General features: G+C 61.3%; 26 protein-coding genes. 17 read left to right on the forward strand and 9 right to left on the reverse strand.

From position 1 onward, the window contains the following. Positions 1–3 precede the first annotated feature (3 nt). The 3 genes from BLW80_RS29255 to BLW80_RS29265 all read right to left on the reverse strand — a co-directional run bounded on the left by BLW80_RS29255 (position 4) and on the right by BLW80_RS29265 (position 1994). Positions 4–1113 carry a YeeE/YedE family protein gene (locus tag BLW80_RS29255; RefSeq protein ID WP_093762086.1) on the reverse strand — a complete coding sequence of 370 codons (1110 nt, stop codon included), beginning with the start codon at positions 1111–1113 and terminating at the stop codon, positions 4–6. A 69-nt stretch (positions 1114–1182) separates the two neighbouring features. After that, entirely contained in the window at positions 1183–1560 is a 378-nt protein-coding gene (locus BLW80_RS29260; protein ID WP_068731992.1) for an ArsR/SmtB family transcription factor, read from the reverse strand. A gap of 35 nt (positions 1561–1595) precedes the next feature. Further along, positions 1596–1994, reverse strand: coding sequence for a thioredoxin fold domain-containing protein (locus tag BLW80_RS29265; protein ID WP_170849845.1), 399 nt, complete (start codon positions 1992–1994; stop codon positions 1596–1598). Between the two features lie 49 nt (positions 1995–2043). Between BLW80_RS29265 and BLW80_RS29270 the strand changes: the two genes are divergently transcribed. Both BLW80_RS29270 and BLW80_RS29275 read left to right on the forward strand, forming a co-directional pair. Continuing rightward, positions 2044–2787: a cytochrome c biogenesis CcdA family protein gene (locus BLW80_RS29270; protein WP_170849846.1), complete on the forward strand. Its 744-nt coding sequence runs from the start codon at positions 2044–2046 to the stop codon at positions 2785–2787. 21 nt (positions 2788–2808) lie between these two features. Beyond that, entirely contained in the window at positions 2809–3396 is a 588-nt protein-coding gene (locus BLW80_RS29275) for a SoxW family protein (RefSeq protein WP_093762088.1), read from the forward strand. A gap of 13 nt (positions 3397–3409) precedes the next feature. Here the strand turns inward: BLW80_RS29275 and BLW80_RS29280 are convergent, their stop codons facing one another. From BLW80_RS29280 to soxA, 3 genes are read right to left on the reverse strand one after another with little or no spacing between them, the layout of a single operon-like run. Continuing rightward, entirely contained in the window at positions 3410–3910 is a 501-nt protein-coding gene (locus BLW80_RS29280) for a GlcG/HbpS family heme-binding protein (RefSeq protein ID WP_093762090.1), read from the reverse strand. 22 nt (positions 3911–3932) lie between these two features. Further along, positions 3933–4556: a sulfur oxidation c-type cytochrome SoxX gene (soxX, locus tag BLW80_RS29285; protein WP_093762092.1), complete on the reverse strand. Its 624-nt coding sequence runs from the start codon at positions 4554–4556 to the stop codon at positions 3933–3935. Between the two features lie 10 nt (positions 4557–4566). Continuing rightward, on the reverse strand, positions 4567–5391 hold the full coding sequence (gene soxA / locus BLW80_RS29290) for a sulfur oxidation c-type cytochrome SoxA (protein WP_093762094.1): 825 nt from the start codon (positions 5389–5391) through the stop codon (positions 4567–4569). A 165-nt stretch (positions 5392–5556) separates the two neighbouring features. Here soxA and soxY point away from each other — a divergent pair, with 165 nt between their 5' ends. From soxY to BLW80_RS29320, 6 genes are all read left to right on the forward strand, one after another. Next, complete coding sequence (soxY, locus tag BLW80_RS29295) at positions 5557–6021, forward strand: thiosulfate oxidation carrier protein SoxY (RefSeq protein ID WP_068732003.1); 465 nt, start codon at positions 5557–5559, stop codon at positions 6019–6021. A gap of 48 nt (positions 6022–6069) precedes the next feature. Beyond that, positions 6070–6399 (forward strand): thiosulfate oxidation carrier complex protein SoxZ, encoded by a 330-nt coding sequence (gene soxZ / locus BLW80_RS29300; protein WP_089264796.1) that lies wholly within the window; start codon positions 6070–6072, stop codon positions 6397–6399. 102 nt (positions 6400–6501) lie between these two features. Beyond that, positions 6502–8199, forward strand: coding sequence for a thiosulfohydrolase SoxB (gene soxB, locus BLW80_RS29305; protein ID WP_093762096.1), 1698 nt, complete (start codon positions 6502–6504; stop codon positions 8197–8199). A 40-nt stretch (positions 8200–8239) separates the two neighbouring features. Further along, complete coding sequence (gene soxC / locus BLW80_RS29310; protein WP_093762098.1) at positions 8240–9520, forward strand: sulfite dehydrogenase; 1281 nt, start codon at positions 8240–8242, stop codon at positions 9518–9520. Then, positions 9504–10205: a c-type cytochrome gene (locus BLW80_RS29315; RefSeq protein ID WP_093762100.1), complete on the forward strand. Its 702-nt coding sequence runs from the start codon at positions 9504–9506 to the stop codon at positions 10203–10205. Before soxC ends, BLW80_RS29315 begins: the two co-directional genes overlap by 17 nt. A gap of 73 nt (positions 10206–10278) precedes the next feature. Beyond that, complete coding sequence (locus BLW80_RS29320; protein WP_093762102.1) at positions 10279–10668, forward strand: c-type cytochrome; 390 nt, start codon at positions 10279–10281, stop codon at positions 10666–10668. Between the two features lie 14 nt (positions 10669–10682). Here BLW80_RS29320 and BLW80_RS29325 read toward each other — a convergent pair whose 3' ends face one another. After that, the gene (locus tag BLW80_RS29325) at positions 10683–12650 is read right to left on the reverse strand and encodes a methyl-accepting chemotaxis protein (protein WP_092151755.1); all 1968 of its coding nucleotides are present in this window, start codon (positions 12648–12650) and stop codon (positions 10683–10685) included. 969 nt (positions 12651–13619) lie between these two features. On the opposite strand from BLW80_RS29325, the gene BLW80_RS29330 reads away from it, so the two are divergent. Continuing rightward, a complete protein-coding gene (locus tag BLW80_RS29330) occupies positions 13620–14075 on the forward strand; it encodes a type II 3-dehydroquinate dehydratase (RefSeq protein ID WP_093762104.1) in 456 nt (151 codons plus the stop codon). After that, positions 14072–15001, forward strand: coding sequence for a 2-hydroxyacid dehydrogenase (locus tag BLW80_RS29335; RefSeq protein WP_093762106.1), 930 nt, complete (start codon positions 14072–14074; stop codon positions 14999–15001). The genes BLW80_RS29330 and BLW80_RS29335 overlap by 4 nt, the downstream gene beginning before the upstream one ends. Here the strand turns inward: BLW80_RS29335 and BLW80_RS29340 are convergent. Then, positions 14969–15916, reverse strand: a complete 948-nt coding sequence (locus tag BLW80_RS29340) for a LysR family transcriptional regulator (RefSeq protein WP_093762108.1) — start codon at positions 15914–15916, stop codon at positions 14969–14971. The two genes, BLW80_RS29335 and BLW80_RS29340, sit on opposite strands and share 33 nt — an antisense overlap. 91 nt (positions 15917–16007) lie before the next feature. On the opposite strand from BLW80_RS29340, the gene BLW80_RS29345 reads away from it, so the two are divergent. From BLW80_RS29345 to BLW80_RS29375, 7 genes are all read left to right on the forward strand, one after another. After that, complete coding sequence (locus BLW80_RS29345) at positions 16008–17468, forward strand: 4-hydroxyphenylacetate 3-hydroxylase family protein (protein ID WP_093762110.1); 1461 nt, start codon at positions 16008–16010, stop codon at positions 17466–17468. Continuing rightward, positions 17465–17968 carry a flavin reductase family protein gene (locus BLW80_RS29350; RefSeq protein WP_093762112.1) on the forward strand — a complete coding sequence of 168 codons (504 nt, stop codon included), beginning with the start codon at positions 17465–17467 and terminating at the stop codon, positions 17966–17968. Before BLW80_RS29345 ends, BLW80_RS29350 begins: the two co-directional genes overlap by 4 nt. Before the next feature lie 11 nt (positions 17969–17979). After that, positions 17980–18390 carry a RidA family protein gene (locus tag BLW80_RS29355; RefSeq protein WP_089264770.1) on the forward strand — a complete coding sequence of 137 codons (411 nt, stop codon included), beginning with the start codon at positions 17980–17982 and terminating at the stop codon, positions 18388–18390. A 175-nt stretch (positions 18391–18565) separates the two neighbouring features. After that, positions 18566–19603: an ABC transporter substrate-binding protein gene (locus tag BLW80_RS29360; RefSeq protein WP_093762114.1), complete on the forward strand. Its 1038-nt coding sequence runs from the start codon at positions 18566–18568 to the stop codon at positions 19601–19603. A 78-nt stretch (positions 19604–19681) separates the two neighbouring features. After that, a complete protein-coding gene (locus tag BLW80_RS29365; protein ID WP_093762116.1) occupies positions 19682–20536 on the forward strand; it encodes an ABC transporter permease in 855 nt (284 codons plus the stop codon). Continuing rightward, positions 20533–21348: an ABC transporter permease gene (locus BLW80_RS29370; protein WP_089264767.1), complete on the forward strand. Its 816-nt coding sequence runs from the start codon at positions 20533–20535 to the stop codon at positions 21346–21348. The genes BLW80_RS29365 and BLW80_RS29370 overlap by 4 nt, the downstream gene beginning before the upstream one ends. Further along, on the forward strand, positions 21332–22480 hold the full coding sequence (locus BLW80_RS29375; RefSeq protein ID WP_244528497.1) for an ABC transporter ATP-binding protein: 1149 nt from the start codon (positions 21332–21334) through the stop codon (positions 22478–22480). The genes BLW80_RS29370 and BLW80_RS29375 overlap by 17 nt, the downstream gene beginning before the upstream one ends. Before the next feature lie 11 nt (positions 22481–22491). Here the strand turns inward: BLW80_RS29375 and BLW80_RS29380 are convergent, their stop codons facing one another. Next, positions 22492–23145, reverse strand: a complete 654-nt coding sequence (locus tag BLW80_RS29380; RefSeq protein ID WP_093762118.1) for a DUF1028 domain-containing protein — start codon at positions 23143–23145, stop codon at positions 22492–22494. Positions 23146–23169 lie beyond the last annotated feature (24 nt).

Consider the following 23169-nt stretch of genomic DNA (forward strand, 5'->3'; position numbering starts at 1 on the left):
TGATCACTTGGACGGCGGCGCCTTCCGCGCCAGCAGCATCCAGTTGCGCTGGATGAGGTCGCGCGGCGAGCCGTCGACCAGGATTGCAATGCCGATGCGCGCGCCAAGTATCATGCCGCCGACGGCAATCGGCCAGGACAGCGCCAGCATCGATCCCGCGGTGATGCCCTGACCGATGGTGCAACCACCCGCCAGAATGCCGCCGATACCCATCAGGCAGGCGCCGATGAGATGACGGCGCATTTCGTGATCGTCGTCGAAGGCTTCCCAGCGCAGTTCGGCCGCGAACCATGCTGCAGCCCATGCACCGGCAATGACGCCGAACACGCTGCCGACGCCGAAATCGGCGAAGTTCGCGACATTCAGAACCCCGGCATACAGTGCTTTTCCGATGGTGGACACGAATGTCAGGCTTTGCGGGCGGGGCGGACCAGCGAAGTCATCGCTCAGCCCGACCGTGACGAGCCAGCCGGCAATCGTGAGCAATCCGAGTGCGACGCCGGCAGTGAGCAGGCGCGGCGCGCGGCGCAGGCGTTTGTCGCTGAGCGCCAGCCAACAGAGGCCGCTGCCGACAATGATGGCGAGCGGCACGCGCAGATCGCGGCCGGTCGCTTGCGTCAGCAGCGATGCAAAGTCGGAGCGTATGCCGTCCGGCATCCCGATCGATAGCTGCTCAAGCACGCCAATGCGAAGATCGGCGAACAGTCCGCGCAGAGTGGCATAGGCCGTCGCACCCAGCACGAGGATCACGATCAGGCTCCTGAGATCGCCGGTGCCGAGCCGGACCAGCGAGCCGAAGCCGCAAGTGCCGACCATCGCCATGCCGGTGCCGAACATGATGCTGCCGATGACGATCGCAATGAGGGGCAATGCGGTGGGAACGTAAGCGGTGTGTTCCGGTGCAAGAAAGCCGGACAGGATCAGGGCCTGGGTGCCGAGCATGGCAACGCCAAGCGCCAGACCGAAAATCTTGAGGCGACGGTTGTCGCCGCCCATCAACGCATCTTCAATCGCGCCAAATGTGCAGAGGCGTGCGCGTCGTACGGCAAACCCTGCAGCAGCGCCGATGGCAAAGCCAGCCAGCGCCGATAACCAGGCAGACATGTTCTGCATGGGTTTCCTCCTGATGTGAGGTGCGCTGACCTTACGGGCCGCGCGCCTCCGCCTGCCGATTTGGCGGCGTTATTTTTTCTTGGTCGGCGCCGGCGTGGCGCAGAAGATATCGTAGATGACCGAGATGACGCTTCGCACATCGTCATTGGCCAGGCTGTAATAGATCGTCTTGCCGTCGCGTCGGGTCTCCACCATGCCGTCGTAGCGCAGACGCGCGAGTTGCTGCGACACGGCTGACTGCCGCAGCGACAGGATGTTTTCCAGTTCGGACACCGACCGTTCCCGCTCCGCCAGCAGACACAACAGCAGCAGGCGGTTTTCGTGCGAGATCGCTTTCAGGAAATTGCTGGCCTTGCGGGCCTTGCGCATCAACTGGTCGAGTTCGGGGGAATACTCCGCGCCGTCGCGCAGTTCGTCTTCGAGTTCGGATGGGATGATAGAAGCCATGGCAGCGTGCGTGTCCCGCGAATGTTTGAAGAGGATCAGGAACGATTGGCGTTGGGCTGTGAGGTGGTCAGTCTGGCAGCATACTTCCCGAGCAGGCTCCAGAAAGATTCGTCGTTCATGTAGCCGGTGATGCGGCCAATCTCGCGGCCGTTGTCGACGATCAGAAAGGTCGGTGTGAAACGCACGGGCGACGCCAGCACGACGCCCGGCGATTTGTCGCGATCCATATCGATGCGGCGCAGCGGAAGAAGTTTGGCTTCGTCGGTCTTGTCGTAAACCGGAGCGATTTCGCGATTCCAGCGCGCGCACCAGACGCAGCCATCGCGCTCGAACATCAGTAGTTCGGACGCATCAGCGATGCGCGGCGACAGCGCCGCAGTCATCACCAACAAAGTCGCGATCAACGAGGTTTTCAGAGGCAATTTCCACGTCATGTGTTACACATACACGAATTCGAATATTTATGCCAGAACCGGATCCGCCGTGGTGTCCTCAATCTCGTTCCTTGGTGCGCTGGGCGCAGGGCTGTTGTCGTTCCTGTCGCCATGCGTTCTGCCGCTGGTGCCGCCCTATCTCTGCTTTCTGGCAGGCGTCAGCCTGGACGAACTCGATGATCGCGGTGGTCAGGCCGGCTGGCGCCCGAACGGACGCGTGGTCGCATTGTCCTTCGCGTTCGTATTGGGGTTTGCGACGGTCTTCGTCGCCTTGGGCGCATCGGCGTCGCTGATCGGCAAGGCGATCACGGCGCATTTCGAGACACTGGGCATCATCGCCGGAGTGTTAATCGTCATTCTCGGACTTCACTTTCTCGGCGTCTTCCGGATCGGGCTGTTATTTCGCGAAGCGCGCTTTCAGGCGGTCCGCAAGCCGGCGGGGTTTCTTGGCGCCTATCTTGTCGGGCTTGCCTTCGCTTTCGGATGGACGCCCTGCGTCGGGCCGGTGCTGGCCGCCATTTTGATGGTCGCAGGCGCGGAAGGTGCGCCGGCGCAGGGTACACTTCTGCTTGCGGCCTATGCGATGGGGATCGGCATTCCCTTCATGCTGGCTTCGCTGTTTTCGGGGCCTTTCATGCGGCTGATGGCGCGGCTGCGTCAGCATATGCTGGCTATCGAGAAGGTGATCGGCGCCGGCCTTGTCCTGACAGGCGTTCTGTTTTTGACTGGTGCCATGCCGCGGATTTCAGGTTGGATGCTGGAGACCTTTCCGGCCTTCGGCACGATCGGATGATGTGTGGCTCGGGAGGATCGAATGTCTGAGGTAACTGGCGTGATCACCAGACGGCATGCGCTCGCGGCCATCGGTTTCGGCGTGGTCGGGTTACGCGCTGCACCGGCGTCGGCAAAGGCGACGCTCGGTGATGACGGGCTCTATCAGATGGACTGGTATCTTGAGAGCTTTCTCGATCTCTCCGAAGATCTGGCGGGCGCGAGTGCCAAGGGCAAGCGCTTCGCCATCATGTGGGGGCTCAAGGGCTGTCCGGCCTGCAAGCGCATGCATGAGAGCTACATGACCGATCCGAAGATCGAGAGCTACATCCGCGACAATTTCGAGATCCTGCATCTCAATCATATCGGTTCACGTGAGGTCACGGATTTCGACGGCCGTAAGCGCGGCGAGAAGGCCTTTGGCGAAGCCTATGGCATTCGCTTCACGCCGACGATCCAGTTCTTTCCGGAGACCGTCGCGGGACTGGCGTCGAAAAGCGGACAGGCGCGGGAAGTCGCGCGCATGCCCGGACTTTTGGAACCGACAGAATTTCTGGCGATGTTCCGCTATGTGCGTCAGAAGGGCTACGAGACGGCGACGTTCCCGGAGTGGCTGAAGAAGCAGGCGTAGGCGCGCGGTCGAATTAGAAATCCAGTTTGTCCTGGATCGCGGCAATGCCCGCCTTGGCACAGGCCTCGTCTGCATCGCCGCCCGGTGCGCCGGAGACGCCGATGGCGCCCAGCATCGCGCCGCCGCCTTCGATCATCATGCCACCGCCGATAATCACGACACCAGGCAGATTGCGCAGCCCGGCCTGCATCATGCCGGGCTGGCTGATCGCATTGAGTTCGGTCGTGCTGTTGCGGAAGGTCGCGGAGGTCCATGCCTTGCCGGTCGCCGTTGGCGGCGTGTGCGGCCCGGCAAAGCGATCGCGCAGCAGGACTTGCGGCGTGCCGAAGCGGTCGACCACGGCAACGGCGACTTGATAGCCGCGCTTCTGGCACTCCTTCAACGCCGCACGCGCGGCGTCGAGCGCCAGCTCAAGTCCGAGGGACTTGTAGCTGACGACGGCTTCTTCCGCCTTTACTGCAGATGACGCGAGCATCGACAGGACGATGGCAATCCATGCGTTTCGCATCGTCATGGCAATCCACTCTCAGCTTCGGTTACTTGTTGATCGGCGATTCCGGATCGAACAGGAAGGCCACGATATCCTTGATCTGCTGCTCGCTCAGCACCTTGTTGACGCCGAAGCGTGGCATGTTGGAGCAGGCGAACATGGCTTGCGAGTCGTAAACCTTGGTGAAGGCGTTCTTGATTTCCTGCGGATCGTATTTGCGGTCCTTGCCGTAATTGGTCAGGCTCGGTCCGAGCGTGCCGTAGCTGACTTCCTTCTGCTCCATCTGGTGACAGGCATAGCAGTTGCCGCCGGCAACGGTGTCAGGCGGATCCGAGAACTGGCCGCCGCGACCGTTATTCGCGATCTTGGCGCCTTCCTTCCAGTTGCCGAGGAATTTGCCGTCGGCGGGATAGACCACCCGCGCCATTTCACTCGCGGTGATCTTGTCAGCCTCGGCGCTGGGCACCTCGTTGTGATAGGCATTGCAGGTCTTCAGCGTCTCATCCGGCTCGATGCGCGCCTGCCACTCTGGCGGGGCCTTGCCGAAGGTCGATTTCATATAGGCGTCGACGAGAGCGGGATCCGGCGTCTTGGCGGCGGTCTGCGCGTATGCGGATGTCGTGAGCGAGCCTGCGAGAACGAGCGCGGCGAGTGTTAAAACGCGTTTCATCCCGGGCTCCTTATCGCTTGATCGACGGAACGTTGAGTTCGCCGGCCGCCGCTTGTTTCTGCAGGAAAGAGGTGAGGGCGGTCAGTACGTCCGAGCCGTATTCCGGCACGGGCCAGCGCTGCTGGCGGAAGCAATCCCACAGGCGGTGCTGCATGGTGCGCAGCGCGCCCTGCGAGACGCGGTAGGTCGGCCAGCCGCCCATGGTTTCCTGCGCCGGCTTGCCGGGCTTGGAGAAGTTCGGCAGTCCCTGCAGCCGGATGCGCTTGCCGTCGTCGGCGTGGCAGGTGGCGCAGGAGAAATCGTTGACGCCGCCGCGGCGATAAAACAGCGCTTCGCCGACCGCCGCCATCTCCTGCTCCTTGGGATGGCTCAGCGGAATGTCGATCTTCATGCCGTTCGATTTGTTGGCGATGTAGGCGACGAGGTCTTCCATGTCGGACGCACGGCCCGGGCCGGAAAAGCGCCGTGCGACGACATCCTTGGTGTCGAGCCCCTGAATGTTCTGCATGCACCACAACAGGCGCTGTTCGAGATCCATGACCTTGTCGGCATCTGCGAAGTAGCGCGGCAATTGCGCGAAGGCGCCTTCGAGCTTGCCGGCGCCGAGACCGAGATTGCAGGTTTCCAGTGAGACGTTCTTGGTGCCGCGGGCTTCGCTCCACAGCGCTTCGCCACGATCGACGGCGAGATAGCCGGGGTTGGACATCGGGTCCGAGATCATCTCGCGATAGCGTTCGATCTCTTTTTCGCTGGCGTCCTGCGCATGACTGCCGAAGCTCCCCGCGCAGAGTACCAGAATGGCCGCTGCCGCTGACCGAATGACGGTCTTCCTCATCTGTCCCCTCCCACATCGCCGTCTGTGCGGCACTTGTGCATTTCAGATCTTTACATTCAAGAAAAAGAATATAATGATATGTCCCAGATAAGATAGATCAGACTTGGAATCGTCAAGCGATACTATTGTAAAGGGATTGCTTAAATCCCGCAGGAGGAAGCACTCATGATTTTGAAGTCGGTCGAGAAGACCCGTCGCGAAACGCTGGCCATGGCCGCGATCGCCGGTCTCGCAGCAATCCTTGCTCCCAGACTATCGCTGGCCGATGAGCAGGCCGTCGCTGCCGAAATCAAGAAGCTGTATGGCGACAAGAAATTCGAGAGCGGCAAGATCAAGCTTGACGTACCCGAGATCGCCGAGAACGGCCTCGTGGTCCCGGTCAATGTCGATATCGAAAGCCCGATGACCGATGCCGACTACGTCAAGTCGGTGCATGTGTTCGCCGAAGGCAATCCGTTGCCGGCCGTCGTCAGCTACCGTTTCACGCCGGCTTGCGGCAAGGCCTCGGCCTCGACGCGCATGCGCCTTGCGGAAACCCAGAACATCGTCTGCATCGCCGAAATGTCCAACGGCAAGCTGCACATGGCGAAGGCCAATGTGAAAGTCACGATCGGCGGCTGCGGCGGCTAGTCGCGCGGCTTCGTTCACAGAACAGATTTATCAGGCGAGGACTTTCCCATGGCAACCAAACCAACCCCGCGCGTTCGCGTTCCGACCCAGGCCAAGCCGGGCGAACTGATCGAGATCAAGACGCTGATCTCTCACGAAATGGAATCCGGCCAGCGCAAGGATGCAGCCGGCAAGGTCGTGCCGCGCAAGATCATCAACAAGTTCACCGCAGCCTTCAACGGCAAGACGGTGTTCGAGGCCGACTGGAATCCCGCGATCTCGGCCAATCCCTATCAGTCGTTTTTCTACAAGGCTGCCGAGTCCGGCGAATTCACCTTCACCTGGAAGGATGACGACGGCTCCGATTATGTCGCGACCAACAAGCTGACCGTGGCCTGACGGATTGCAGACTTTGAATTGCAGATCCTGAATTGAAGATCCTGGATCTGACGTTCTTCTGAACATTCACCCTTCCATAGCGGAAGGGATCATAGGTGGATCATGATATCGAGGCGGGATTTCCTGCAAGCGACGGCGGCTGCGTCTGCGCTGACGATCGGAAGCGGCCTTGGTCCGCTGGGTCGGGCTGCGGCACAGCAGCGCCTGACACAGGCCGATATTCTGCGGTTCGATCCGCTGGGCACGGTGACGATCCTCTATGTCGCAGATAGCCACGCGCAACTGATGCCGCTGCACTTCCGCGAACCGTCGGTCAATCTCGGCGTCGGCGAAGTGAAGGGCATGCCGCCACATCTCACGGATGCCGAGTTTCGCAACTACTTCAAGATTGCAGCCGGCTCAGCCGATGCCTTCGCGCTGACCGCCGATGACTTCGTCGCGCTTGCGAAGAACTATGGCCGCATGGGCGGCATGGACCGTATCGCGACATTGATCGGCGCCGTGCGCGCCGAGCGCGGCGACGACAAGGTGCTGCTGCTGGATGGCGGCGATAGCTGGCAGGGTAGCTGGACGTCACTGCAGACCAAGGCGCAGGACATGGTCGACGTCATGTCGGCCCTGAAGCTCGACGCCATGGTCGGCCATTGGGAATTCACTTACGGCGCCGAACGCGTCAAGCAGATCGCCGATAGCGCGCCCTTCGCCTTCCTGGCGCAGAACGTTCGCGACAACGAATGGCAGGAGCCGGTGTTCGAGGCGCGCAAGATGTTCGAACGCGGCGGCGCCACCGTCGCCGTGATCGGTCAGGCACTGCCACGTACGGCCGTCGCCAATCCGCGCTGGATGTTTCCGAACTGGGAATTCGGCATTCGCGAGGAAGACATCCAGAAGCAGGTGGATGAAGCCCGCGCTGCCGGTGCGTCCATCGTGGTGCTGCTGTCGCACAATGGCTTTGACGTCGATCGCAAGCTGGCGGGCCGCGTGAAGGGCCTCGACGTTATCCTGACGGCGCATACCCATGATGCCATGCCCGGCCTGGTCAAGGTTGGCAATACGGTGCTGGTCGCCACCGGCTCGCACGGCAAGTTCGTGTCGCGCCTCGATATCGAGGTGAAGGACAAGAAGGTCTCCGATATCCGCTTCAAGCTGATGCCGGTGTTTGCCGATGCCATCAAACCCGATCCGGCAATGACCGCGCTGGTGGAAAAGGTGAGGGCACCTTTCGCGGGGGATCTGGCGCGCGAGATCGGCAAGACGGATTCGCTGCTGTATCGCCGCGGCAATTTCAACGGCACTTTCGACGATCTGATCTGCAACGCCATGATGTCCGAGCGCGATGCGGAGATCGTGCTGTCGCCCGGCTTCCGCTGGGGCGGCACGCTGATCCCCGGTGATGCGATCACCTGGGAGCAGATCACCAACGCCACCGCGATCACCTATCCGAACTGTTATCGCAACCAGATGACCGGCACCCAGATCAAGGAAGTGCTGGAAGACGTCGCCGACAATATCTTCCACCCCGATCCTTATTTCCAGGGCGGTGGCGACATGGTCCGCATGGGCGGCATGGGCTACGCGATCGATATTTCCAAACCGATGGGATCGCGCATTTCCGCGATGACTCATTTGAAGTCCGGCAAGCCGATCGAGGCCAGCAAGACCTACACGGTCTCGGGCTGGGCCAGCATCAACGAGAACACGCAGGGACCGCCGATCTGGGACGTGGTCGCGGCGCATGTGGCGAAAGTCTCAACCGTCAGGATCGAACCCAACACCGCGGTCAAGGTGACTGGTTCCTGATCGCAGGCCCTTGCATTGCAGAGATACGAAAGCTGGTCGCATGACTGATCGAACCTCAGCGGAAACGCTCAATCGCCGCCGCTTTCTTGGCGCAGCGGGTCTGGCAGGTGCCGGTGCAGCATTGTCGGCGATTCCTGCGCTTGCGGCAGAGAACGCGAAACCTGAAGCACTCATTACCGAGGTGCAGGACTGGCAGCGCTATCTCGGCGATGGCGTGGACAAGCATCCCTACGGCACTCCCTCGAAGTTCGAGAAGAACGTGATCCGCCGCGACGTACCGTGGCTGACGGCTTCTGCTGAATCGTCGGTGAACTTTACGCCGTTGCACGACCTCGACGGCATCATCACGCCATCCGGTCTGTGCTTTGAGCGGCATCATGGCGGCGTCGCCGAGATCAATCCGGCAGATCATCGCCTGATGATCAATGGGCTGGTCGACAAGCCGCTGGTGTTCACCATGGATGACATCAAGCGGATGCCGCGCGTCAACAAGGTGTACTTCCTCGAATGCGCCGCCAATTCCGGCATGGAATGGCGCGGCAGCCAGCTCAATGGCTGTCAGTTCACGCACGGCATGATCCACAACGTGATGTATACCGGCGTGCCGCTGAAAGTGTTGCTGGATGAGGCCGGGCTGAAGCCGAATGCCAAGTGGCTGATGCTGGAAGGCGCCGATTCCGCCGGCATGAACCGTTCGCTGCCGATCGAGAAGGCGCTGAGCGATGTCATGATCGCTTTCGCGATGAACGGCGAGGCGCTGCGTCCGGAACAGGGCTATCCGCTGCGCGCGGTCATTCCCGGCTGGGAAGGCAATCTGTGGGTCAAGTGGTTGCGCCGCATCGAGGCTGGCGATCAGCCGTGGCAGACCCGCGAGGAGACGTCGAAATATACGGATCTGCTGGCCGACGGAAATTCCCGCAAGCATACATTCGTGATGGATGCGAAGTCGGTGGTGACCAATCCGTCGCCGCAGGCGCCATTGAAGCACAAGGGCCGCAATGTGCTGAGCGGGCTCGCGTGGTCCGGGCGCGGCACCGTGAAGCGCGTTGATGTTTCGATGGATGGCGGCCGCAACTGGCAGACCGCGCGCATCGACGGCCCGGTCTTCGACAAGTCCGTGGCGCGCTTCTATGTGGATTTCGACTGGAACGGACAGGAGCTGATGATCCAGTCCCGCGCCATCGACTCCACCGGCTACGTGCAGCCGTCGAAGGACGATCTGCGCAAGGTGCGCGGCGTCAATTCGATCTACCACAATAACGGCATTCAGACCTGGCTGGTGCGTTCGGGCGGGGAGACTGAAAATGTTGAAATCGGCTAACGCCCTGACACTGGTGCTGGCGGCATGTCTGCTCGGCGGCACGAGTGCGCCAAGCGCTGCCCAGCAGATGGCGGGCCGCGACGTGGTCAAGCCCTCTGCGAAGCTCGGGCTGGGGCGGGCGGCCACCGCTGAGGAAATCGCGGCCTGGGACACCGATGTGCGGCCGGACGGGCGAGGTCTTCCGGTCGGCAAGGGCACCGTGAAGCAGGGCGACGATCTGTTTCAGGAGAAGTGCGCGTCCTGTCACGGCGAATTCGGACAGGGTGTCGGTCGATGGCCGGTGCTTGCCGGCGGTGCGGGGACATTGAAGGCGGATCGGCCGGACAAGACCGTCGGCTCGTTCTGGCCCGATCTTTCCACCGTGTTCGACTACATCAAGCGCGCGATGCCCTATGGTAATGCGCAGTCGCTGACCAATGACGAGGTCTATGCGCTGACGGCCTACATTCTCAGCATGAACGATATCGTCAAGAACGAGACATTCGAACTCAACGAGAAGAATTTTACGTCGATCAAGATGCCTAATGCAGCGGCGTTCTTCGAGGATGATCGCGAGACGTCCGAGAAACATTTCTGGAACAAGACCCCATGCATGAAGGATTGCCGGCCGGCGCCGAAGGTCACCGGGCGGGCTATGGCCATCGACGTCACGCCTGACGGCAAGTCCGGCCCCAAGGTCGAGTAGCAGGCGAGGGCACTCGTCTTTGGCACGATGGCTCACACACCATAACCATCACTACATTTGAGGTTTGACCAGGATGACGTTCCGCTTTCCGCTGCTCGCTCTGTCGCTCGCGCTGATGACAACCGATGCCGTGGCGCAGGATGTTGCAGCCGGGGAGAAGTCCTTCAACAAGTGCCGCGCCTGCCATCAGGTCGGTGAGACCGCGAAGAACACCGTGGGGCCGATCCTGAACGGTCTGTTCGGGCGCAAGTCCGGCACCGTAGCGGGCTACAATTACTCCGACGCCAACAAGAATTCCGGCCTGACCTGGGATGATCAGGTGTTCACCGACTATATCAAGGACCCGAAGGGCAAGATCCCCGGCACCAAGATGAGCTTTGCCGGCATCAAGAACGAGCAGGAGATCAAGGATCTCGCCGCGTTCCTGAAGCAGTTCGCGGTGGACGGCAAGAAGGGCAGCTAAAGCGCTGTCACTTCTTAAGCGGCCCTGATGCTCGCCAGGAAGCGGTCGACTTCGTTGCGCAGCACTTCCGATTGCGATGCGAGTTTTGTCGCCGAGCCCAGCACCTCTTGCGCGGCGGAGCCGGTCGTGGAAATGCCTGATGTCACGCTGGAGATATTGCGAGATACGTCGTCGGTACGCGCCGCTGCCTGATTGACGTTGCGGGCAATCTCCTGGGTTGCGGCACCCTGTTCTTCAATGGCTGCGGCGATGGCCGATGAAATCTTGTCGACTTCGTCGATGGTGGAGCAGACGGCCTGAATCTCGTCAACGGCGGCATTGGTCTCGTTCTGGATCGACGCGATCTGGGCGCGGATATCCTCGGTGGCCTTGGCGGTCTGGGTCGCCAGCGATTTGACTTCACCGGCCACGACGGCAAACCCTTTGCCGGCTTCCCCGGCGCGCGCCGACTCGATCGTAGCATTCAGCGCCAGAAGATTGGTCTGGCTGGCGATGTGATTGATCAGCGCGACGACTTCGCCGATCTTCTGGGCCGCTGCGGCCAGACTCTGCATGCGCGCATTCGAGCGCCGTCCACTGTCGGCGGCCTTTCCGACCGCAGCGGAGGATTGCGCCAGTTGCCGGTTGATCTCGCCGATCGAGGACGACAGTTCTTCGGATGCCGCAGCGACGGTCTGCACATTGTCGGAGGCCGACAATGACGCGCCGGAGACTTCGTCGGACTGTGCCCGGCACTGTTCGACCACCGACGACATCGACTGCGCCGTGTTCTGCATCTCTGCTGCGGCCGATGAGACGTGGTCGACGACCTTGCGGACATTGCCCTCGAACTTGTCGGCGAGCGAGGCGAAGATGGCGCGCTTTTCCTGCTCCGCCCTCTCGTTGCTTTCGTCCTGATCGGCCTGGATACGGCTCACCCGGATGGCGTTCTGCTTGAAGACCTCGACCGCCTGCGCCATCTGGCCGACTTCGTCCTTGCCGCGATGTTGCGGCAGGACAACCGACAGATTTCCTTCGGCGAGTTCGCGCATCGCCTGCGTGATAGCAAGAATTGGCCGCGAAATGCCGCGGGCAATCAGAAGGCCGCCGGCGACAGCCAGCACCAGACAGATCGCTGCGATGCCGGCGGCCAGCAGACGCGCATGCGCGATGGACGCCGCATATTCGCTGTTGTCCATGACGATCTCGACGGCGCCGATGGACTGACCCGAGAAATCCTTGATCGGACCCAGCAAGGCGACGACCGGTGTCGTCTTCATCTCGCCCTGCCGGACGATGAAACTGCCATTCGTCGCGCTGCGATAGGCGTCGGCATCGAAGAAACTCGTGTTGCCCAGCGTGCCGCCGAATGTCTTGAAGCCTTCGTTTCCGGCGAGATAGAACGCGACATCGACGTTGCGCGCGCGCTTGAACTCGTCGAAGAAGCCCTGTCCGAACGTCAGCCCGAACTCGACGGTGCCAAGATGTTTGCCTTTCTGTGCAACCGGCACGACACCGCGGATGCCGAGGCCGGCGACGCCGCCTTCCAGGCCCACGACGGGTTTCATCGTCGCGTTGGCCACGACCACCGTCTTGCGGAAGCCGGTCAGGTCGTCGCCGAACTTGGCGGGCTGATGGACACGAAACTGGGACAAGCCTGCGGGCGTATGGAATTGAAACTGGTCGACGCCGTAGTCCGACTTGAGCTGGGCAAAGCCCGGTCCGAACAACTGCAGCAGCGCCTCGCGATCGTTACGTGCGACCGCGTCCTGCACCGCTGGAATAGTTGCGACCACCGCGCTCATGGCCGCCGCCCGGCGGGATTCCTGCATCAATCGCGATTGCAGGGCATCGTAATTGCCCTGTAGTTCACTGCGATCGGCCCGATCGACGATGCCACCGATGATCCACATGGCCCCGAAAAGCACGGCGAGGGCGGTTGCTGCCGCAGACGCTGCGAGTGCTGCTGTAATGCGGGCCTTCAGGCTCAGATTGGCAAGCATGTCTTGTTCCGTCTGGCGGCGTCGCGCCGAACTACTCAACTTCTGACGAGTCTTTGGTCAACTGTAGATTGAACAGGTTAAAATACCGTCGAGCGCCCGGATGCTGGCGGATTCGTCGCGGCGACCCGTGCAAAAGCCAAAGCCCGGGGGCCGCTTACGGCGGTGGCACGGCGATCCATTCCCGGGCAATTGGATGACGAGCGTGATCGAAGACGAAGAGCAACTGAAATTCGAACAGTGCCGCTCAGTACCGCGGCATGCTGGACGATGAATAGAAGTGCAAGCCACTGGAGGAGGCGGGCTCCCACGTTATGTCGTCACTCTGTTAGTGCTGTTGTTGGCACGACTCTTGCTGATCCCAATAAGGAGATAGGACGGCTAGCGAGAGTGAATCTTGAAAAACGTGTTGATCCATAGAGCGAGACATTGGTGTGTGAACATCTGGCGCGAAATCAGGGATTCCTTGAAACATGTGCCAATGCACTAGGGCCTTTTCGGTTCTGATAGAATCAGAACGGAGGCTCTAGCTTTTTGTTTAGACGCGTTTTCTTGATGCGAACCGATCTTCGCTTGGTTCGAAAACGCACTAACCGGATGCCGACTGTGCACCGCAGGTAATCCGGGCCGATTTTTCGACCGATTTCCTTCAATAGGTCGCCTCGCACACTCTTACCCAGCGATGGACGACGCCGCCTTCGGGCGCTTCACCTATGGCAAAGGCAACCTTTGAACCATATTGAAATCCGTCGAACCGCATAGGTTCTTTCGATTTCTACACTGCAGAAAGCCTCTTTAAGGTCCTGTTTGTGGGTGAGCGGCGTGGCGCGCGGCCGCGTGCGCTTCACCTTGGGGACGGAGTGAACATCTGAGATCAACTGGCCCCCGTTGTTCGTTCGTGGCTTTCGTCGGTCCCCGTTTTGTCTCCAGCAGATGCTCGATTGCCCTCCCAATACACATGAAAGCGCAGCCATGAGTTCTCCCACTGTCTATTTTCTCAATGGTCCCAATGCCAATCTTTATGGGCTGGACAAAAGCGGTACCTATGGCCGTGAAAGTTTCGTCTCGATCAAGAAGCGCTGTGAAGATCACGCGGCGTCACTCGGCCTGACGATCGACTTCCGTCAGTCTAATCATGAAGGCATTTTGGTCGACTGGATCCAGGAGGCGAGGGAGAAGGCCGAGGGGATCGTCATCAATGCCGCCGGTCTCACCTACTCGTCGGTCCCCATTCTCGATGCGTTGCTCGCTTTCGAGGGACCGATCATCGAGGCGCATATGAGCAATATCTGGAAGCGCGAGCCGTTTCGCCATCACTCCTATGTGTCGCGTGCTGCAACGGGCGTCATCGCCGGGCTCGGCGCACTCGGCTATGAGTTGGCGCTGACAGCGGTGTCGCGTCTGATCGCCGAAAAGGCCGCGCAATGACGTCAGAGGTGATGGCATTCTACAGCGTCCTCGATGACTTCAAAACGTGGCGTGCGGTGCTGGCCGCGGAGGGGATCGATCTGCGGCAGGCTGACGATATCGCTGATCCAGCCAGCGTGCGGCACGCGCTGGTGTGGAAGCCACCGCATGGGTTTTTCTCGCGCTACCCAAATCTCGGGCTCGTCGTCAATCTCGGCGCCGGCGTGGATGCGCTGGTCGGACGCGACGATCTCCCGGACGTGCCGATCACGCGCCTGTCCGATCCGAAAATGGCGCGGATGATGGCCGGATACGTGCTGTGCGCCGTGATCCGTTATGCGCGGGATATTCCGGCTTTCGAGCGCGCCCAGCGCCAGCATCGCTGGCACTATATTCATCCACGTGATCCAGAGAACATCACTGTCGGCGTACTCGGCCTCGGCGAACTCGGCTTGACCGCGGCGCTGGAATGCGTGCGACAGGGCTATCGCGTGCGTGGCTGGTCCAACACGCTGAAGTCGGTGGAGGGCATCGAGACGTCGGCTGGTCTGACCGCTTTGCCGGATATCCTGGGCGATAGTGACATTCTCGTCTGCATGCTGCCGCAGACGCCACAGACGCGCGGGCTGCTGAACATCGAGCGCCTGGCGCAGATGAAGCGTGGCGCGGTCTTCGTCAATGTTTCGCGCGGCAGCATCGTCGATGAGCCGGCGCTGATCGAAGCGCTCCGTTCGGGCCATATTGCGGAGGCCACGCTGGATGTGTTTGCCTCCGAGCCACTGTCGCCGGACAGCGCGCTCTGGGCGATGGACAATGTGCTGATCACGCCGCATCTCGCATCGGTGGCGCTGCCGGGTTCCGCGGCACAGCAGATCGGCGAGAATGTACGCCGGCTGCGGTCCGGGCTGGAGCTGCTAAGCCGCGTCGATCCGCGCCGGGGCTATTGAGCCCGGTGCGAATTGGCCGCCAACGGCAAAGGCCTCGCGCGCGTAGTCGGCGAATGTCTGTACCGCCGGTCGCAGCGCGTGGCGCTTCAGACGCAGCGCCATCACATGCGTGGCCGGCAGTTTTTCGGTGATGGGCACCACGGCGACGCGGCTGCCGTCATAGCCGATGGTGGTGCGCGGCACGGCATTGTGGATCGAATATCCCTGGCCATTTCCGATCAGCCCGCGGATCAGCTCGAATGACCGGGTCCGGAAGGAAATGCGCGGCTCGATACCGGATGCCGTAAACAGGCTGGCGAAGTAATCGCGTGAATGCGGCAGGTCCAGCAGGATGAACGGTTCGTCGCGCATTTCGGTCAGGCTGATCGACGACCGGTTTGCCAGAGGGTGATCCGCCGATAGCACGATATAGGGCGGCAGCTCGCAGAATTTCTCACCGACGATCTCGTCGGGAACGGCGAAGGAGTAGGACAGCGCGAGTTCGGTCCGTCCGGAGACCAAACCGTCGATGATTTCCTGCTGGTCGCCTTCCTCAAGTTTTACCGAGATGCCCGGCTGCCGTTCGCGAAAGCCGGACAGCAGCCCTGGCATGAAACGCGTGGCGAGGGTCGAGAAGCTGCCGACGACGATCTCGCCGTGCAGGGTGCTGCCAAGCGATTGGGCGCTCTGGGCAAAATCGCGCGCATGGTTGAGCAGGAGCCGCGCATCATTCACCAGCCGCTGGCCGGCGGGGGAGAGGGTCACGCCCTTGGCGAGATGGCGAATGAAGATCTGGACGCCGAGTTCGGCCTCCAGCTGGCTGAGTGCGGCCGAAATCGAGGGCTGCGACACGTTCAGGCGCTTGGCGGCTTCCGTCACGCTGCCCGCATCGGCCGTCTCAACCACATAACGCAGGGCCCGGAGCGAAAACCTCATCGCGTTTTCCTATGCAACTCCAAAGATAAAAATATTTTCTTTATGATAGGCCCTTCGGCACCCTGTCGTCCAGTCGAACAGGAGCCGATCAATGATCCGCACGGGTGAAGAATATAAGCAGGGCATTCGCGATGGCCGCGAGGTCTGGATCGATGGCGAGCGCGTCAAGGACGTAACCACGCACCCGGCGCTGAAGCCGATCATCGACGTCAAGGCCCGCATGTATGACATGGCGCGTGAAGAGCGTTACGCCGCCGACCTCACTTACGTTGAAGACAACGAGACACATTCGGTTTTCTACAAGCCGCCGACGGAGCAGAAGGACTGGCACGACAAGATTAAGGCCGTCGATCACGTGATGAAGGACATCGGCGGCGTCGTGACCCGCGTCGGCGATGAGACCATCGGCGAGATGTGGTCGCTCACCGACGGGCGCGACGTGCTGGCCGAGATCGACCCGCGCTTCGCCGCCAATATCGATCATCACATCCGTGCCGTGATCGAGAAGGACATCTTCCACGTCTCGGCCAACACCGATCCGAAGGGCGACCGTTCGCTGCCGCCGCAGCAGCAGGATCCGGACCTGATGGTTCACGTCACCCGTGAAACCGATGCCGGCATCATCATTCGCGGCGCGAAATACGAGACCGCGGCGGCTTATGCCGATCAGGCCTATCTGAAGCCGACCGTCGGCGCCTGGGCCAATGAGAAGCTGTCCGACTATGCGGTGGGCTGCATCGTCAAGATGGGTGCGCCGGGCGTAAAACATATCTGCCGCGGCGGCTTCGCCAATCGCAGCAGCGCTAATGCCAAGGACTATCCGCTTGCAAATCGCTTCGATGAGGTCGAGGCGCTGGTGGTGTTCGACGACGTGCTGATCCCGTGGGAAGACGTGTTCTTCTACCGCCATACACGCGCTGCGCAGTTCGTGCGTTCGACGCTGCATCGCTACTCGGCATTCCCCTACGTGCTGCGTCTCCTTTACACCGCCGACATGATGATCGGCGCGGCGATGTGGAACGCCAAGCAGACCGGTCTCGACAAGCTGCAGTCGGTGCGCGAGAAGCTCGCCGATCTCGTCTGCTACCGCGAAGGCATCAACGCGCATCTCACGGCCTCGATCGCCATGGCGGAGAAGAGCCCGGGCGGCCTTCTGATGCCGCAGCAGTCGATGCTCTATGCCGGCCGCGTGTTTGCCTGTTCGCAGCTCCCGGCGATGATGCATATCGCGCGCGAGCTGTGTGGCGGCCAGATCTGCATTACCCCGAATGCCGATGCATTCGAGGCCGAGGGATCAGGCAAGTGGCTCAACAAGTTCTATTCGCTGAACGACCAGTGGCAGGCCGACGATCGCCGCAAACTGCTCGCTTTCGCACGCGATCTGTTGAATTCCGATTATGCCGGCCATCGCCTGACTTTCGTGCAGTTCGCGCAGGCGCCACACTTCAATCATCTGGCGGCCGTCTATAACAGCTTCGACTTCGCGGGGCCGCTGGACTTCGTGAAAAAGTCGGCCGGGTTGTCGGACCGTATCGACGGGGGGAAGTCATGAGTGCTGCGGCGCATCCGCTGGTCGAGGTCGATATCTTCCGCGACGCCATGCGGATGACGGCCTCGGGCGTGGCAGTGGTGACCACGGATGGCGAGGCGGGCCGCGCGGGCGTCACGGTGTCGTCGCTGTGCTCACTGTCGATGGAGCCGCCATCGGTTGTGTTCAGCGTTCACCGCGACAATCGCCATCTCGAAAAGCTGCTGGCCAATGGCGTGTTCGTCGCCAACATTCTGTCTGATACGCAGGAGCGTGTTGCCAACAGCTTCGCCGGGTTGATCCCTGAACTGCGCGACAACCGTTTTCTTGCCGGTGACTGGTCGGAACTGCTGACCGGCGCACCTGCGCTCGATGGCGCACTCTGCAATTTCGATTGCCGCGTCGCCAGCGTGTTCGATTTCGGCTCGCATCGCATCGTCGCGGGCGAAGTGCTGAACGTTCGCAACCAAGCTGCGCTGCCCCTGATCTTCTCCGATCGCACATTCCGTCGTCTCGCCGCCTGAGGATCTGCTCCATGACCACCCATCAGCGTTTTCGCAAGTTCAACACCAAGGAAGCCTATCCCGAGCAGTCGCTCGACAACGATGTCTGCATGGTCGTGCGCGCCAACAACACCGTTTATGTGCGCGGCCAGACGGCCATGGATCTCGACGGCAAGATCGTCGGTATCGGCGATGCCGCTGCGCAGACCGAGAATGCCATGACATGCGCCAAGGTGCTGCTTGAAGAGGCAGGCTCCAAGCTCGAGGACGTGGTGAAGATCGTCATCTACATCACAGATCGCGCCTATCGCGAGCCGGTCTATCGCGTCGTCGGCAAATGGCTGAAGGGCGTCTATCCGGTTTCGACGGGGATTATCGTGCAGGGCCTCGCCAAGCCTGAATACCTGATGGAAATCGACATCATCGCGGAAATTCCGGCGTAACGACGCGTTTTTCGCCGGCACTACAGAGATCAATCGGACGTTTGTGGCTTCATCTTTCGCATGATCGATGAGTGCGGATGCGCGCGCCCGTCCGGCGGAAATTCTTGAGGTAAATCAATCGTCTGGCACGATGCTTGCTTTTCTTTCTGGGTCATAATCCTTGTGAGGTTTCGAGATGAAGCGCGCCTTGAAGTTTACTGCATTGATGTTGCTGTCGACGCTCGCGATTGGCGGACAGGCATCCGCCCAGGAGAAGCTGGTGGTCAGCACCTGGGGTGGAAGTTTTCGCGATCTGATCGATGAAGCGATCGCCAAGAAATTCACCGCCGACACCGGCGTGAAGGTCGAATACATCACCGGCGGCACGATCGACCGTCTCAATCAGGCCAAGCTCGCTGCTGCCAAGCCCGAGAGCGACGTTACCTTCACGACGGCCCATGTCGGCTGGCTCTATGCCAACGACAATCTGTTCGAGAAGCTCGACATGGCGAAGATCCCGAACGCTAGCCATCTGGTCGAGCAGGCCAAGATCAGCCCGTATCACATCGGCTCCTGGGCCTATGTCTACACGATCGGCTATCTGCCCGATCAGTTGCCGAAGGGCGTCAGCTTCGAAAGCTGGGAAGGTCTATGGAATCCCGCGCTCAAGGGCATGATCTCGTCGCCTGATTTCGATCCGAGCCATGTGATGGTCGTTGCGGCCAAGCTCTCTGGCGGCGATGCAGCGAATTGGGAAGTCGGCGAAGCCAAGATGAAGGCGCTGAAGCCGAACTACAAGGCGTTCTACACCAACGATGCCAACAGCCAGCAGCTCTTTGCGACTGGTGAGACGCCGGTGCAGGTCGTGCTGTCGATGAACGCCTATTACATGCAGGCCCAGGGCGTGCCGATCAAGCTGGCGATTCCGAAGGAAGGCGCCGTGCTCGGCGTCGACACCATGGGCATCACCAAGGGTTCGACCAAGGCGGAGCTGGCCTACAAGTTCATCAACACCGCGCTTGATCCGGAAGTGCAGGCGAAGATCGCCGAACTGAAGAAGGGCAGCCCGGTGGTGGACAACGCCAAGGTCAAGCCCGAGATCGCAGCACTGCCGGGCGTGTTCACGACCGCGGATCAGTGGGCGAAGCAGACGCTGGTGATCGACGCCAAGCTGCGTGCCGAGAAGACCGGTACCTGGCGCAAGTGGTTCACCGAAAACATCATGGCTCCGTAAACGAGCCCCGGTCGCGATCCGGCTGCTACCGCCGGATCGCGGTCCATGACGTCACGTTCGCCCACTTCGAGTTTGTCCATGAACACACGTCCATTTCTGGGATGGTTTGTCTCGCCGGCCGGCCTCGTTGCTGTGGGGCTGATCGCGGCGATGCTGGCTGTGTTTCAGTACAGCGTGCGGGCCTATATTCCAGGCACGCTCGAAGTCGGTGGCTTCACCTGGGCCAATTTCGAAGCCATGCTGCGGCCGCTTTACGCACTGGCATTCTGGAATACGGTGCTGATCTGTTTCGAGACGGCGGTGTTCACGCTGCTTCTTGCCTATCCGCTAGCCTATGCGTTGACGCGCACCAACAGCTCCGCGCTGCGCTCCTTCATCCTGATCGTGTCGGTCACGCCGCTGTTTCTCGGCGAGGTGGTGCGGACCTATTCCTGGATGATCGTGCTCGGCAATAACGGCTTCCTGAACACGCTGCTGCTCAAGCTCGGCCTGGTGGATCGCCCGTTGCGCATGATGTTCACGTCGGGAGGTGTGATCGCGGCACTGGTGCATGTGACCATGCCGATCATGGTCATCATGCTGGCGGCTGCGCTGTCGCATATTGATCGCAACTATGAGAAGGCTGCCGAAAGTCTCGGCGCGGGTCCGATCCGCATTTTCATGACCATCACGCTGCCGCTGTCGATGCCGGGCATCGTTGCCGGCTTCTCAACCGCCTTCGCCTGGACCTTCAGCGCCTTCGCAACGCCGCAACTGATCGGCGGCGGCCGTGTCGCCACCGTATCGACGCTGATCTATCAGCTCGGCTTCTCGTCGTTCAATTTCCCCTTCGCCGCCAGCCTCTCCATCATCGGCCTTGCACTCTCGCTGGCGGTAATTGCGTTGCTGAAGAAGGCCGCGAGCCCGCTCGAACGTATGGCGGGCACCACATGAAGCGCTCACCTGCAACCCTTGCGCTGCGCTGGTCGGGCCGCGTCCTCGTCGCCGCTATTCTCCTCTTCGTGCTGCTGCCCGGCGTTGTCGTGGCGATCTCGGCTTTCAACGATCGTGCGATTCTGCAGTTTCCGCCGCAGTCCTGGTCGCTGCGCTGGTTCTACCGCGCCTTCTCTTATGCCGATTTCGCGAAGGGGTTCTGGAATGGCCTGACCGTGACGGTCTGGGCATCCAGCATCGCGGTCGTCGTGGGATCGGCCTTTGCCTTTGCCATTCATCGCTATAAATTCGCGCTCAGGGATTTCCTTGAAGGCATTCTGCTGTCTCCGCTGATCATCCCGCATTACACCGTCGGTCTTGGCATTCTCATCCTCGCCTCGCAGACGGGGATTGGACGCGGCTTTCCGCTCGTCATCTTCGCCCATGTGGTGATGGTGCTGCCCTTCGTGATGCGCAGCACTTACATCTCACTGGAAAATCTCGACACGCGCCTGGAACTGGCCGCGTCCAGTCTCGGTGCCACGCCGCTGCGGATCCTGTTCACGGTGACGATCCCCCTGTTGATTCCGGGCTTGCTCAGCGGCTGGCTGTTCGCGGCGATCCTGTCCTTCAACGAATTCACGGCGACTTTGTTCGTCAGCAGCCAGGCCACGCAGACGCTACCGGTCGCCATGTATAACTACGTCCGCGAATTCGCGGACCCCACGCTGGCCGCGCTGTCGGTCATCTACATCGTCGTGACCGCAACCTTGCTCACGATCGCCAATTCCTTCCTGGGCCTCGGGAAAATCCTGAATGTTGATGCGCACTGATCCGATGACGGCACACACGCCAGCCGCGGCGAGCGACAAGATCCGCCCGGCGGTGCAGCTGGACGGCGTCACCAAGCGCTTCGGCGATTCCATGGCGCTGCACGAGGCCTGGCTGAAGATCCGGCCGAGCGAGTTCATGACCTTGCTGGGCCCATCCGGCTGCGGGAAGACGACGCTGCTCAATCTGGTTGCCGGCTTCCTCGAAGCCGATAATGGCGAGATCTTCATCGACGGCGATCTGGTCACCGAGACGCCCGCGCATATGCGTGAGATCGGCATCGTGTTCCAGAACTATGCGCTGTTCCCGCATATGAGCGTCGCCAAGAACGTGGCTTACGGATTGAAGACCCGCGGCGTCGAGAAGAGGGAGATCGCGCGCCGCGTCGACGAGGCGCTGGCGCTGGTCAAGCTCACAGGTTTTGCCGATCGCAAGCCCAAACAACTTTCCGGCGGCCAGCAGCAGCGCGTTGCGCTTGCGCGGGCCCTGGTGATCAAGCCGAAGGTGCTGCTACTCGACGAACCATTCTCGGCGCTCGACAAGAATCTGCGCGGTTCGATGCAGGTCGAGCTCAAGCAGATCCAGCGCGAGCTCGGCGTCACCACGATCTTCGTCACGCATGATCAGGGCGAGGCGCTGTCGATGTCGGATCGCATCGCCGTGATGTCGGCCGGGCGCATTCGGCAGATCGCGGCACCCGACGATATCTATCGCCGTCCGGCGGATCGCTTCGTCGCGTCCTTCGTGGGCGACGCCAATATCCTCAACGGGCGTCTTGTCGAGAAGCGCGAAGATGTCGCTGTCGTCTCGGTCGGTGACATCAGCGCCGAAGTTCCTGCGGCGCCGATTGCCGCGCTCTCGATCGGCGATGCCGTGGACGTCTTCGTGCGGCCGGAGCATCTCGCCGTCACGGCGCGTGGCGCTTCGGGATCACTGCCCGGCACTGTGACGACGCAGGTGTTTCAAGGCGGCCATGTCGATCTCTATATCGACGCGCCCGGCAGCGCGCGGGAGCGGATACTGCTACGTTCGCCCGGTATTGCAGCGCTGTCGTCCTGTCCGGTCGGAGCCGAGATCGGATTGACCATCGGCTCCGACGATATCGTGGCGTTTCCGCCGGGTGAGGCGGCGTGAGGCGGTCGCGTCTAGAACGACGGCGCAGCGCCCGGGTTCATCGCGCGCGCGACATAGTCTTTCTGCTGCGGCCGGTAGCGCTCCCACAGCGCGCGGAGTTCACCGATCGGAGCGTCGTGCCAGTCGACACGCAGGTCGACCACCGGCCAGTCAAACATGTGGGCGACATGCAGGCCCGCCGCATGTTCGTCGTCGGTCTCGCCGCCGGCATCGAGGCCGGCTTCCAGCGCCGACAGCAATCGCTCCGCCAGCGGCTGTCCGGCCGTAGCTTCGAACTTTGCGATCATCACGCTCGGGACTTTTTCATCGACCAGCAGATTGCCCATCGCGAGACAACCATGGCCCTGCGCAATGCCAACGATCGGCAGCGCCTGCGCGCCGGAATGCCACGCCACCTGGCCGTAGCGATCGATCACACCGACCTGCCGCCATGCGGGCTGCGGCGTGCCGATCGTGAGATTGTTGAGGACGGCGCCGGCGCCGAGGCCCTGACGCAGCAGTGCGAGGCCGGTCGGGCCGAGCGACGGATCAGTGACATTCTGCGACACCACGAGACCGAGCGGCCCCACCCAGGCGCAGCGCGCCGGCACGGCAATGCTCGACGACGTGATGGCAATGCCGAACGCGCCGGTCTCCGGACAACGTGCCGAGATGGAATAGGTCATCGTGATGCTCCCGCAATCGTAAAA

The organism is Tardiphaga sp. OK245, from assembly GCF_900108575.1.
GTDB lineage: Bacteria > Pseudomonadota > Alphaproteobacteria > Rhizobiales > Xanthobacteraceae > Tardiphaga > Tardiphaga robiniae.

Coding starts and splice junctions, on each gene's coding strand:
- BLW80_RS29275 (WP_093762088.1), top strand. CDS start 2,809: ATGTCTGAGGTAACTGGCGTGATCACCAGACGGCATGCGCTCGCGGCC.
- BLW80_RS29365 (WP_093762116.1), top strand. CDS start 19,682: ATGAACACACGTCCATTTCTGGGATGGTTTGTCTCGCCGGCCGGCCTC.
- BLW80_RS29355 (WP_089264770.1), top strand. CDS start 17,980: ATGACCACCCATCAGCGTTTTCGCAAGTTCAACACCAAGGAAGCCTAT.
- BLW80_RS29345 (WP_093762110.1), top strand. CDS start 16,008: ATGATCCGCACGGGTGAAGAATATAAGCAGGGCATTCGCGATGGCCGC.
- BLW80_RS29320 (WP_093762102.1), top strand. CDS start 10,279: ATGACGTTCCGCTTTCCGCTGCTCGCTCTGTCGCTCGCGCTGATGACA.
- BLW80_RS29350 (WP_093762112.1), top strand. CDS start 17,465: ATGAGTGCTGCGGCGCATCCGCTGGTCGAGGTCGATATCTTCCGCGAC.
- BLW80_RS29335 (WP_093762106.1), top strand. CDS start 14,072: ATGACGTCAGAGGTGATGGCATTCTACAGCGTCCTCGATGACTTCAAA.
- soxY (WP_068732003.1), top strand. CDS start 5,557: ATGATTTTGAAGTCGGTCGAGAAGACCCGTCGCGAAACGCTGGCCATG.
- soxC (WP_093762098.1), top strand. CDS start 8,240: ATGACTGATCGAACCTCAGCGGAAACGCTCAATCGCCGCCGCTTTCTT.
- BLW80_RS29280 (WP_093762090.1), bottom strand. CDS start 3,910: ATGACGATGCGAAACGCATGGATTGCCATCGTCCTGTCGATGCTCGCG.
- BLW80_RS29375 (WP_244528497.1), top strand. CDS start 21,332: ATGTTGATGCGCACTGATCCGATGACGGCACACACGCCAGCCGCGGCG.
- BLW80_RS29325 (WP_092151755.1), bottom strand. CDS start 12,650: ATGCTTGCCAATCTGAGCCTGAAGGCCCGCATTACAGCAGCACTCGCA.
- BLW80_RS29370 (WP_089264767.1), top strand. CDS start 20,533: ATGAAGCGCTCACCTGCAACCCTTGCGCTGCGCTGGTCGGGCCGCGTC.
- BLW80_RS29380 (WP_093762118.1), bottom strand. CDS start 23,145: ATGACCTATTCCATCTCGGCACGTTGTCCGGAGACCGGCGCGTTCGGC.
- soxA (WP_093762094.1), bottom strand. CDS start 5,391: ATGAGGAAGACCGTCATTCGGTCAGCGGCAGCGGCCATTCTGGTACTC.
- BLW80_RS29340 (WP_093762108.1), bottom strand. CDS start 15,916: ATGAGGTTTTCGCTCCGGGCCCTGCGTTATGTGGTTGAGACGGCCGAT.
- soxB (WP_093762096.1), top strand. CDS start 6,502: ATGATATCGAGGCGGGATTTCCTGCAAGCGACGGCGGCTGCGTCTGCG.
- BLW80_RS29330 (WP_093762104.1), top strand. CDS start 13,620: ATGAGTTCTCCCACTGTCTATTTTCTCAATGGTCCCAATGCCAATCTT.
- BLW80_RS29260 (WP_068731992.1), bottom strand. CDS start 1,560: ATGGCTTCTATCATCCCATCCGAACTCGAAGACGAACTGCGCGACGGC.
- BLW80_RS29255 (WP_093762086.1), bottom strand. CDS start 1,113: ATGCAGAACATGTCTGCCTGGTTATCGGCGCTGGCTGGCTTTGCCATC.
- BLW80_RS29265 (WP_170849845.1), bottom strand. CDS start 1,994: ATGACGTGGAAATTGCCTCTGAAAACCTCGTTGATCGCGACTTTGTTG.
- BLW80_RS29360 (WP_093762114.1), top strand. CDS start 18,566: ATGAAGCGCGCCTTGAAGTTTACTGCATTGATGTTGCTGTCGACGCTC.
- soxZ (WP_089264796.1), top strand. CDS start 6,070: ATGGCAACCAAACCAACCCCGCGCGTTCGCGTTCCGACCCAGGCCAAG.
- soxX (WP_093762092.1), bottom strand. CDS start 4,556: ATGAAACGCGTTTTAACACTCGCCGCGCTCGTTCTCGCAGGCTCGCTC.
- BLW80_RS29315 (WP_093762100.1), top strand. CDS start 9,504: ATGTTGAAATCGGCTAACGCCCTGACACTGGTGCTGGCGGCATGTCTG.